The organism is Myroides odoratimimus (assembly GCF_030326305.1).
Classification (GTDB): domain Bacteria; phylum Bacteroidota; class Bacteroidia; order Flavobacteriales; family Flavobacteriaceae; genus Flavobacterium; species Flavobacterium odoratimimum_A.
Genome location: NZ_JACAKB010000010.1, coordinates 1 through 11,493, shown reverse-complemented (window position 1 = coordinate 11,493; position 11,493 = coordinate 1). Strand labels below are relative to the sequence as shown.

Annotated in this window: 10 protein-coding genes; 9 read left to right on the top strand and 1 reads right to left on the bottom strand. The window is 33.1% G+C overall.

Translation table 11 applies throughout. From position 1 onward, the window contains the following. Positions 1–46 precede the first annotated feature (46 nt). Together fbaA and accD are read left to right on the top strand one after the other, a co-directional pair. On the top strand, positions 47–1,114 hold the full coding sequence (gene fbaA, locus HX049_RS09165) for a class II fructose-bisphosphate aldolase (protein WP_286415519.1): 1,068 nt from the start codon (positions 47–49) through the stop codon (positions 1,112–1,114). 44 nt (positions 1,115–1,158) lie between these two features. Continuing rightward, positions 1,159–2,013: an acetyl-CoA carboxylase, carboxyltransferase subunit beta gene (accD, locus tag HX049_RS09160; RefSeq protein ID WP_286415518.1), complete on the top strand. Its 855-nt coding sequence runs from the start codon at positions 1,159–1,161 to the stop codon at positions 2,011–2,013. Between the two features lie 79 nt (positions 2,014–2,092). On the opposite strand, the gene HX049_RS09155 is transcribed toward accD, so the two are convergent. Further along, a complete protein-coding gene (locus HX049_RS09155; RefSeq protein ID WP_286415517.1) occupies positions 2,093–3,340 on the bottom strand; it encodes an ABC transporter permease in 1,248 nt (415 codons plus the stop codon). A gap of 192 nt (positions 3,341–3,532) precedes the next feature. On the opposite strand from HX049_RS09155, the gene purH reads away from it, so the two are divergent. The 7 genes from purH to HX049_RS09120 are packed head-to-tail and all read left to right on the top strand — an operon-like array spanning position 3,533 to position 11,238. Then, positions 3,533–5,059, top strand: coding sequence for a bifunctional phosphoribosylaminoimidazolecarboxamide formyltransferase/IMP cyclohydrolase (gene purH, locus HX049_RS09150; RefSeq protein WP_286415516.1), 1,527 nt, complete (start codon positions 3,533–3,535; stop codon positions 5,057–5,059). Positions 5,060–5,112: 53 nt separating this feature from the next. Beyond that, complete coding sequence (locus HX049_RS09145) at positions 5,113–6,141, top strand: rod shape-determining protein (protein WP_006257267.1); 1,029 nt, start codon at positions 5,113–5,115, stop codon at positions 6,139–6,141. Positions 6,142–6,150: 9 nt separating this feature from the next. Further along, positions 6,151–6,981 (top strand): rod shape-determining protein MreC, encoded by an 831-nt coding sequence (gene mreC / locus HX049_RS09140; protein WP_286415515.1) that lies wholly within the window; start codon positions 6,151–6,153, stop codon positions 6,979–6,981. Then, positions 6,974–7,498 carry a rod shape-determining protein MreD gene (locus HX049_RS09135; RefSeq protein ID WP_286415514.1) on the top strand — a complete coding sequence of 175 codons (525 nt, stop codon included), beginning with the start codon at positions 6,974–6,976 and terminating at the stop codon, positions 7,496–7,498. Before mreC ends, HX049_RS09135 begins: the two co-directional genes overlap by 8 nt. Beyond that, entirely contained in the window at positions 7,495–9,375 is a 1,881-nt protein-coding gene (mrdA, locus tag HX049_RS09130) for a penicillin-binding protein 2 (RefSeq protein ID WP_286415513.1), read from the top strand. The genes HX049_RS09135 and mrdA overlap by 4 nt, the downstream gene beginning before the upstream one ends. An 18-nt stretch (positions 9,376–9,393) precedes the next feature. After that, positions 9,394–10,647, top strand: a complete 1,254-nt coding sequence (rodA, locus tag HX049_RS09125) for a rod shape-determining protein RodA (protein WP_286415512.1) — start codon at positions 9,394–9,396, stop codon at positions 10,645–10,647. Between the two features lie 48 nt (positions 10,648–10,695). Then, positions 10,696–11,238 carry a hypothetical protein gene (locus HX049_RS09120; RefSeq protein ID WP_286415511.1) on the top strand — a complete coding sequence of 181 codons (543 nt, stop codon included), beginning with the start codon at positions 10,696–10,698 and terminating at the stop codon, positions 11,236–11,238. Positions 11,239–11,493 lie beyond the last annotated feature (255 nt).

Sequence of the window (11,493 nt, the reverse complement as noted above, 5' to 3'; positions counted from 1 at the left end):
TTCAAATAATAATTAGTATTTTTGTACAAAATTTAAACACACAACTATGGCTCATAATATTAAACCAGGAGTTGCTTTTGGCGACCAAGTTCAAGAGATTTTTAGATATGCAAAAGAGAAAGGTTTTGCACTACCAGCAGTAAATGTAACTAGTTCAAGTACTATCAATGCTGTATTAGAGACGGCTGCTAAATTAAACTCTCCAGTGATTATTCAGTTTTCAAATGGAGGAGCATCTTTTATGGCAGGTAAAGGGTTGTCAAATGATAATCAAAAATCAGCTATCATAGGAGCTGTTGCAGGAGCAAAACACGTACATGCATTAGCAGAAGCTTATGGAGTAGCTGTTATTCTACATACAGACCACTGTGCAAAAAAACTATTACCTTGGATAGATGGTTTATTAGAAGCTGGTGAAGAACATATGAAACAATATGGTAAACCTCTATTTAGTTCACATATGATTGACTTATCAGAGGAACCAATTAAAGAAAATATCGAGATTTCTAAAAAATACTTAGAACGCATGGACAAACTAGGTATGACATTAGAAATAGAATTAGGAATAACTGGTGGAGAAGAAGATGGGGTAGATAATACAGATGTAGATTCGTCTAGATTATACACTCAACCTGATGAAGTAGATTACGCTTATGAAGAATTATCTAAAGTAAGTCCTAGATTTACTATCGCTGCTTCTTTTGGAAACGTACACGGTGTTTACAAACCAGGTAACGTAAAGCTTACTCCTATCATTCTTAAAAATTCTCAAGAATATGTGGCTAAGAAACATAACTTAGGACACAATCCTGTAGACTTCGTTTTCCATGGTGGATCAGGTTCTTCTGTAGAAGAAATCAGAGAAGCTATTAGCTACGGTGTAATCAAAATGAATATCGATACAGATACTCAGTTTGCCTACACAGAAGGAATTAGAGACTATATGTCTTCAAAAATAGACTATTTAAAAACTCAAATAGGTAACCCAGAAGGTTCAGATATTCCTAATAAGAAGTATTATGATCCAAGAGCATGGGTTAGACAAGGAGAATTAACTTTAATCGCTAGACTAGAACAAGCTTTTGAAGATTTAAATAACGTAAATACGTTATAATTCCCCCCTTGCTTTCAAATTAGTATAAACAAAAGAAACATTTTATGGCTTGGTTTAAAAGGAAAGAAAAAGGTATTCAGACGCCAACAGAAGACAAAAAAGATATTCCAAAAGGATTGTGGTATAAATCTCCTACTGGAAAGATAATTGATCAAGATCAGTTAGAACAAAATTTATGGGTGAGTCCAGAAGATGGATATCACGTTCGTATTGGTAGTAAAGAATATTTTGAAATTCTTTTTGACAACAACGACTACAAAGAAATAGCCAAAAGCCTTTCTTCAAAAGATATTTTGAAATTTGAAGATACTAAAAAGTATGTAGATCGTTTAAAAGAAGCAATGACTAAAACACAATTAAAAGATGCTGTTAAAGTCGCTGTTGGTCAATCAAAAGGAGAAAAATTAGTAGTTGCTGCGATGGATTTTGCTTTTATTGGAGGTTCTATGGGATCGGTAGTAGGAGAAAAAATCGCTCGTGGAATAGACTATTCATTAAAAAACAACATACCGTTCTTAATGATTTCAAAATCAGGTGGAGCTCGTATGATGGAGGCAGGTTTTTCATTAATGCAAATGGCAAAAACATCTGCTAAATTAGCTCAATTAAGTGATGCTAAAATTCCATACATTTCACTATGTACAGATCCTACAACAGGTGGTATATCAGCTTCTTTCGCTATGTTAGGTGATATCAATATAGCTGAACCAGGTGCATTAATTGGTTTCGCAGGTCCACGTATTGTAAAAGATACAACAGGTAAAGACTTACCTGAAGGTTTCCAAACTTCTGAGTTCTTACTAGAACATGGATTCCTTGATTTCATTACACACAGAAAAGATCTGAAAAAGAATGTAAATCAATACTTAGATTTGATCTTAAATAGACCTATGAGATAATAATACCTCAGGTCTTATATAAAAAAGGATACTAGTGTTTATTATAACTAGTATCCTTTTTTTTTACTTTTATTAACTGCTACCCTCCCATCCTAATAGCTTCTACAGGGTCTAACTTAGCGGCTGACCTTGCAGGTAAATATCCTGACAATACTCCAATAAAACCAGATAGAACTAACCCGATAAAGATATTAGATAAACTCAATACAAAAGTAAAATCTAATAAGACAGTGACTAATAAACCAATACCCCACACCATAACAATACCTACTAGCCCTCCAATAAGTGATAATATAACTGCTTCAAATAAAAATTGAAATAAGATGAAATTTTTCTTCGCACCAATAGCTTTTTGAATACCAATAAGATGCGTACGTTCTTTAACAGACACGAACATAATATTAGCTATACCAAAACCCCCTACCAATAAAGAAAATCCACTAATTATCCACCCAACAACATTCATTTGTCCTATAATTTTTTCTATCATGTCTAGCATCCCCCCAAATACATTAACAAAGAAATTATTATCATCACTTTCTTTTAGCCCCCTATATAGTCTTAACTTAGCCACTATTTCATCTTCAAATTGATTAATGCTAATATCTTTACTTGGTTTGAGAATAATTACGGTTGTAGAAGCTAGACTATTATCACCAAACATCTGCCTCATTATATTCACTGGCATATATACGCTCTCATCTTGACTTCCTCCTACGCTAATAGATCCTTGTTTTTCAATAACTCCAATAACTACAAAACGCTTTCCATACAAACGTACTTCTTGCCCTATAGGATCAAAGTCTTGGAATAATGTATTAGCTACTTCATGCCCTATCACCACCACCGGCACACCATTGGTCGCTTCTGATTCATTAAAAAAACGTCCATTAACCACTTTAACATTATCAAGAAACTGCATATCAGATGAACTAGGTCTCATAATGACTTCTGCATAATTCGCACCGAACTTCATTTGCTCAGATTTAGTAAAATAGTTAAAAGATGCATACTCAACATTAGTTAGATTTCGTTTAAGGTAGTCATATTCATCATACTTCATCTTTGGAAATTGCTCATACTTCCATTTAGGAACATCTGTTGGTCCGAAAGCACGATCAAAAACATAAATCATATTTCGATCAAAACCACTCAACTCACTTTTAATATTTCTATCCATCGAATCTACCGCTGCTAAAACAGCTATAATAGAAAAAATACCAATAGTAACACCTAAAAAAGAAAGCGCAGTACGAAGCTTATTAATACGCAACGCATTAATCGCAAAACCAAAACTCGTGGACAAAAGTCTTAAATACACTCTCATAAGGCTAATCACTTTTCTTTATAGATAAAACATCCTTCACCGAATCTTGTCAACAACACAAAAAACAGAGATATATTTTTCTAAATTAATCATTATTAGAAATAAAATAAAAAGAAAGCTAAAAAACTTCTACATTAAACTTTATTAATACATTGACAATAGTTACTTTTGCGCATTGACAAAAAACACAACATGAGCACAACTAAAAAAATTCAATCAGCACTGATTTCTGTTTTTGATAAAAATGGATTAGAGCCAATCGTAAAAGAGTTACACAAGCACAATGTAACTATCTATTCAACTGGTGGTACAGAAACTTTCATCAAAGAGTTAAATATACCTGTAGTACCGGTAGAAGACGTTACTTCTTACCCATCTATTCTAGGTGGAAGAGTAAAAACATTACACCCTAAGATTTTCGGAGGAATTCTTAATAGACAAGATCACGAAGGAGATATTGCTCAAATGAAAGAATACGAAATCCCACAAATCGACCTAGTGATTGTGGATTTATACCCTTTTGAAAACACAGTAGCTTCTGGAGCTCCTGAAGCTGATATTATTGAAAAGATAGACATCGGTGGTATTTCATTGATCAGAGCTGCTGCAAAAAACTTTAAAGACACAGTAATCGTTCCTTCTGTAAATGAATATGAGTTATTCTTAAAGATGATTCAAGAAAATAATGGATCAACTACTTTAGAAAACAGAAGACTATTAGCTACTAAAGCATTCCATGTTTCTTCTCATTATGATGGAGCTATTTTTAACTATTTCAATACAGACGAAACAGTTCTTAAAATTAGCCAAGCTGATGGCAACGAACTTAGATATGGTGAAAACCCTCATCAAAAAGGTCACTTCTTTGGAAACTTTGATGCCCTTTTTGACAAATTAAATGGTAAAGAATTATCTTACAACAACTTACTGGATATAGATGCTGCTGTAAACTTGATCAATGAGTTTAAAAACGAAGCTCCTACATTTGCAATTTTAAAACACAATAATGCATGTGGTGTAGCACAAAGAAGCACAATGAAAGCTGCTTACTTAGATGCGCTAGCTGGCGATCCTACTTCTGCATTTGGTGGGGTTCTTATTGCAAATAACACTATTGATGTAGCGACTGCTGAAGAAATCAACAAATTATTCTGTGAGGTTGTAATCGCACCTGCATACGACGAAGCTGCTATTGAGATTTTAAAAGAAAAGAAAAACAGAATTATTTTAGTAATAAAAGAAACTGAATTACCTAAAAAACAAGTACGTACATGTTTAAACGGAATTTTAGTTCAAGATAAAGACAATATTACAGACAATAAAGAACTATTAACTAACGTTACAAAATTATCTCCTTCTGACAAGGAAATAGAAGATTTGTTATTTGCTTCTAAAATCTGTAAACACACCAAGTCAAATACAATTGTATTAGTAAAAGATGGTCAGCTGTGCTCTTCTGGTACAGGACAAACCTCTCGTGTAGATGCTTTACGTCAAGCAATCGAAAAAGCTAATTCATTTAATATAGAGCTAAAAGGTGCTGTTATGGCAAGCGATGCATTCTTCCCATTCCCAGACTGTGTAGAAATAGCTCACAACGCTGGAATTACAGCTGTAATCCAACCAGGAGGGTCTATAAAAGACGATTTGAGTATCAATTATTGTGATGAAAATAATATCGCGATGGTTTGTACAGGAATTCGTCATTTTAAACATTAATTTACTACTTTTGTAAAGCATTAAAATATTAACTATAAAAGCCTTTTAATTATATGGGATTTTTTGATTTTATGACTGAGGATATCGCTATCGACCTTGGAACAGCGAATACCCTAATCATCCATGGAGGAAAAGTTGTGGTAGACAACCCTTCTATTGTTGCCCGAGATAGGACCACGGGTAAAATTATTGCTGTTGGAAAAGAAGCAAGCTTGATGCAGGGAAAAACGCATGGTAATATCAAAACAATTCGCCCATTAAAAGACGGAGTTATTGCTGATTTCGATGCTTCAGAAAAAATGATAAGCCTCTTTATCAAGAGCATTCCAGCTTTAAGAAAAAAAATGTTTACACCTGCATTACGCATGATTGTATGTATCCCTTCTGGAATCACAGAAGTAGAAATGCGTGCTGTAAAAGAATCTTGTGAGCGTGTGAATGGTAAAGAGGTTTACCTTATACATGAGCCTATGTCTGCTGCAATCGGTATTGGAGTAGATATTATGCAACCTAAAGGTAATATGATTGTAGATATCGGAGGTGGTACTACTGAGATTGCTGTAATTGCATTAGGTGGTATTGTATGCGATAAATCTGTAAAAATTGCAGGTGATGTATTCACTAATGATATTATCTATTACATGCGTACTCAACACAACTTATTCGTTGGAGAAAGTACTGCAGAAAAAATTAAAATTCAAATTGGAGCAGCTACAGAAGATTTAGAGACTCCTCCAGAAGATATGCTAGTTCAAGGACGTGACCTATTAACTGGAAAACCAAAACAAGTAACTGTATCTTACAGAGAGATTGCTAAAGCACTAGACAAATCTATCCAACGCGTAGAGGATGCTGTAATGGAAACATTATCTCAAACTCCACCAGAACTTGCTGCTGATATCTATAACACTGGTATTTATTTAGCAGGTGGAGGTTCTATGCTTAGAGGTTTAGACAAGCGTATCTCTCAAAAAACTGACCTTCCTGTTTATATTGCAGAAGATCCTTTAAGAGCAGTTGTAAGAGGTACTGGCCTAGCAATCAAGAACATTGACAAATACAAAAGTGTATTGATCAAATAAAAATAACTTATGCAGCAGATAATCAATTTCTTTATAAAAAACAGTACTAAGCTACTGTTTTTGCTGCTTTTAGTCATATCATTCGGGCTAATAATACAAACGCATACTTTTCACCAAAGTTCGTTTATTAGCTCTGCGAATGGTGTGACTGGTTATGTCTATGAAAATGTAAACAATTTTAAGGAGTATATGCATCTAAAAACAGAGAATGACGCTCTAGTTTTAGAAAATGCACACCTAAAGTCCATCGCTTTTAACAATACTACGGCACAAGATTCTATAGAAATTAGAAATTTAATGCCTGAAGAAAGACAAGAGTATTCTATTATAGTCGCTAAAGTAATCCGTAACACCTTCAATACTAAAGAAAACTACCTTACCATAAAAGGCGGTTCTAAACAAGGTATCGAAAAAGATATGGGAGTGATTAATAGTAATGGAGTGATTGGAGTAATAGAAAAAACATCTAAAAACTACTCTACTGTACAAAGCATCTTAAACGTTAAGTCTAAGATCAATGCTAAGATTAAGGGTACTAATCACTTCGGCCCTCTAGAATGGGATGGTAAAAACACTGGATATGTTAACTTATCTGATATACCAAGGCTAGCTGAGATTTACAAAGGAGATACTATTGTCACAGGAGGTATATCTACGATCTTTCCTGAGAATATTCCTATTGGTGTAATCGAGAAAGCATATACTAATGAAACTTCAAATTATTTTACTATTTCTGTTCGTTTGTTTAATGACATGACAAACCTTGGATATATATATGTAATTAAGAATAAAGATATTGAAGAAATTAACCAACTAGAAGCTGAAACAAAAAATGAATAGTGTTGCATTTTCAAATATTGCTCGTTTTATTGCGTTATTAATCGCACAGATTCTTATTTTCAATAATATAGATCTTTTTGGTTTTATAAACCCATTTCCATATATCCTTTTTATCATTCTATACCCTACAGACAACAATAAAGCTGTTTTTTACTTAACAAGCTTTTTTCTTGGTCTTATCGTAGATATGTTTGAAAACTCTGGTGGAATGCACGCAGCTGCTAGTCTAATTCTAGCTTTTGCTAGACCATCCGTACTAAAGTTCTCCTTCGGGATCAGCTATCAATATCACAATTTAAATATCATCAAAAAAATCACTAAAGATATTTTTAAATCTCTAGAAGTTTTTGGTTATATTTCTATATCTGTTGTTATACATCACATTATTCTCTTTGGATTAGAATTCTTTAGATTTAATTTTATTTGGGAGATACTTCTAAGGACTGTACTGACAACTATAACAACGCTACTAGCGTGTATTTTGATATTATTTCTGATTAAACCGTCGAAAAAATGAGAAAGCTTTTATTACCTTTAATTATTATAGTAGTTACTATTGTTGTACTAGCTAGATTATTTTTTTTACAAATAGTAGATGACACTTATATTAAGAAGTCAGAGAATAATGCGTTAAAAATTGTCTATGAATATCCTGAGAGAGGATATGTCTTTGACAGAAATAATAAATTACTTATAGCGAATCAACCTTCTTATGATATAATGGTTGTTCCTAGAGAAGTCAAAAATATTGACACATTAGCTCTATGTAGTTTATTGGATGTTACCTATGACCAATTCGTTTCTAAATTAGAAAAAGCAAAAGTATATAGTCCTAGACTACCTTCTATTTTCTTACCTCAATTAAGCAAAGCAGAATATGCTGCTTTTCAAGAAAAAATTAGACATTTCAATGGATTTTATATTCAAAAAAGATCCCTAAGAGATTATCAAGTTTCGGCAGGAGCAAACATTTTTGGATATATACGTCAAGTAAATGAGCAAAATATAAAGGCTAATTCTTATTATAAATCTGGAGATTTAATCGGTATACAAGGTATTGAACAAGAATATGAAGAAACACTTAGAGGGACTAAAGGAGTTAAATATATCCAAAGAGACCGTTTTAATAGAGAAATTGGTTCATTTAAAAATGGTATATACGACACTTTAGCTGTAAAAGGTGATGATATCATACTTACAATAGACAGTGAGCTACAAGCCTATGGAGAGCTATTAATGCAGAATAAAAGAGGGGGCATCGTTGCGATCGAACCTAAAACAGGTGAAATATTAGCATTAGTTAATGCTCCTAGTTATGATCCAGCTTTATTAGTTGGAAGAGAGCGATCTAAGAACTACACTTCACTATACAATGATTCACTTGCCAAACCATTGTATAATCGTGTACTATCCGGGGAATACTCTCCAGGATCACCATTCAAAATACTTACTGGATTAATAGGTTTACAAGAAGGAGTAATTAATGAACATACTACTTTTGCTTGTAACAGAGGATTCTATTATGGTAAGGGTGCATGGATGGGATGTCACGATTCTGGTCATTGGAACTTAAACATTGCTATTGCAAAATCGTGTAATACTTACTTTGCTAATACCTATAAAAGAGTAATTGAGAAATATAAGACTCCTGCTGAAGGAATCAATAAATGGAGTGAACACTTACATTCTTTTGGATTAGGTCAATTCTTAGGATACGATCTTCCTGAAGGAAGAAAAGGGCATATTCCTGATGCAGACTATTACAACAGATGGTATCCAAACGGAGGCTGGAAAAGCACAACCACTATTTCTAACTCTATTGGTCAAGGGGAAGTTATTATGACTCCTATGCAACTAGCTAACGTAATGGCAGCTGTAGCAAATAAAGGATACTACTATACTCCTCATATCATTAAAAATATAGAACACCACGATATCGATAAAAAGTTTACAACTAAACACGTTACCACGATAGATTCACATCACTTTGATCAAGTGATAAAAGGAATGAATGATGTTTTCAATATTGGTACAGGACGTTCTGTTCGCGTGGAAGGCTTAGAGATGGCAGGAAAAACAGGAACAGTAGAAAATTTCACAAGAATAAATGGCAAGCGTTACCAACTAACAGATCACTCTGTCTTTGTTGCTTTCGCTCCAAAAGATGATCCCAAAATAGCTATTGCTGTATTTATAGAAAATGGATATTGGGGGACTAGATGGGCTGCACCTATTACCAGCTTAATGATACAGAAGTATCTTCTGCCTGAAATAGTAAGAACAGACTTAGAAAAAAGAATGCTTGAAGGAAGCCTAAAAAGTGAATACGACAAGGTACTTCATCTTTATGACAAGTCAGATAAACCTAAAAAAAAACACAGAATTAATATATAGCTTTAGACTACAACAAAAATGAAAAACGTTAGTGTTCAAAAAAATATAGATTGGATATCGATACTTCTGTACATGCTTCTAGTCATAGCAGGATGGATTAATATCTATTCGGCTTCTCTACCTGCAGAAACCACATCTATTTTTGATTTAAGCCAAATCTATGGTAGACAACTAATGTTTATTATTTTTTGTATTCCACTTATTATATTGATTGTATCTATAGATACTAAATTTTATGAGAAGTACGCTATGGTATTTTATATCATCGGACTACTATCCATACTGGGTTTATTTGTATTTGGTAAATCTGTAAAAGGACAAACAAACTGGTACCAAATAGCCGGTTTTGGTATACAGCCTTCTGAATTTGTAAAGACAACTACAGCATTGCTACTTGCTAAATTCTTATCAGATAGTCAATCACACCTTAGTTCATTTAAAGAACAAATTATTGCTTTAGTTATTATTGGCGTACCTACTTTGTTTATTTTGAAGCATGATACGGGTAGTGCCATGCTATTCGTTTCTCTTGTATTCGTTCTATATAGAGAAGGATTACCTAGTTGGTACTTATGGACTGGGTTTATTACTATTGTTCTATTCGTATCTGCCTTAGTAGTAAAGCCAGGTATTATCATAGCCACTATTGTTGCTATAACAGCGTTACACTTCTATTTAAATAAGAAGATAACTCGTAACCCTCTTATATATATAATATTAGTCGTGATCATGTCTACCTTTGTATTCTCTGTAGATTATGTTTATGACGAAGTATTAGAACCGCACCAAAAAGATAGAATCAATGTATTAATAGGAGAAGACGTTAACTTACAAGCTGAAGGATATAACTTAAATCAATCCAAAATAGCCATTGGATCAGGAGGTTGGACAGGAACTGGGTTCTTAGAAGGGACACAAACTAAAGGAGGTTTCGTACCAGAACAACATACAGACTACATCTTCACTACTGTAGGAGAAGAATGGGGGTTTGCTGGTGCCTCTTTTGTAATCATTCTATTTGTCTGCCTATTTTTCAGATTAATTCATTTAGCAGAAAGACAGAAGAAAATATTTAACCGTGTTTATGGTTATTGTGTTATCTGCTTTCTATTCATCCACTTTGCCTTTAATATTACAATGCTTATTGGACTATTTCCTACCATAGGTGTACCCCTACCATTCTTTTCGTATGGAGGTTCTAGTTTAATGGCATTTACCGTTCTATTATTTATCTTTCTTAAGCTTGATGCTAACAGAATTAATGAATGGTAAAATATACTCACGAAACAAATTTTTAATACAATTCACACAAACAAAACAATGAAGAACAAAATGCTATGTGCTGCTGCATTATTTGTAGCAACAACATCTGTGGTTAATGCTCAAGAAATTAAAACAACTGATGTAAAAGAAGTCACTACAGAACAAGCTACACTAGAGTCTCTAATTGACCAACAAAAAGTAGTAGAAGAAAACTTAAGACTTGAAGAAATTAAACTTCAAAACGAGAAAGATGCTGCTAAAAGATTAGAACAAGAAAGAAAAATAGCTAAAGAGCAACAAAAAGAGGAATTAAGAGCACAGAAACAACTAGAAAAGGAACATAAAGCTGAATTAAAAAAACAAAAAGAAATAATAAAAAGCCAAAAAAGAGTTAGCAAACAAACCTTAAAACTTCAAAAAGCTGAAGATAAATACAATGCAAAAAATAGCAAATATGTACAAAAAAAGGCTTCTGGTAAACTTACTCCTATTGAAGATCTAAAGTTCAAAAAAGAATTACTTGACTTACAAACAAATATCAAAACCCATGAATTAGAACTAAAAAAACTAACAATGGAGTTTGAAGCAATCAACAAATAATTAATAAAGCTCACTTCTACGAAGTGGGCTTTTCTTTTCTCCCACCTAATCTATTTAGTCGCCCCTTAAAAACAACTTATTTAAATATAAATCAATATATTACACTTATTTTTGTGTGTTTTTTGTTTAAAAATATTGCAAGATTTAGTATCTTTAGAGTCTAAACCTTGCAAATTATTTACAATGTTAGCACACAATAAAAACCCTAATCAAGTGAGTTTTTTATCAACTTTTGAAGAGATCTTAGATCGAAAA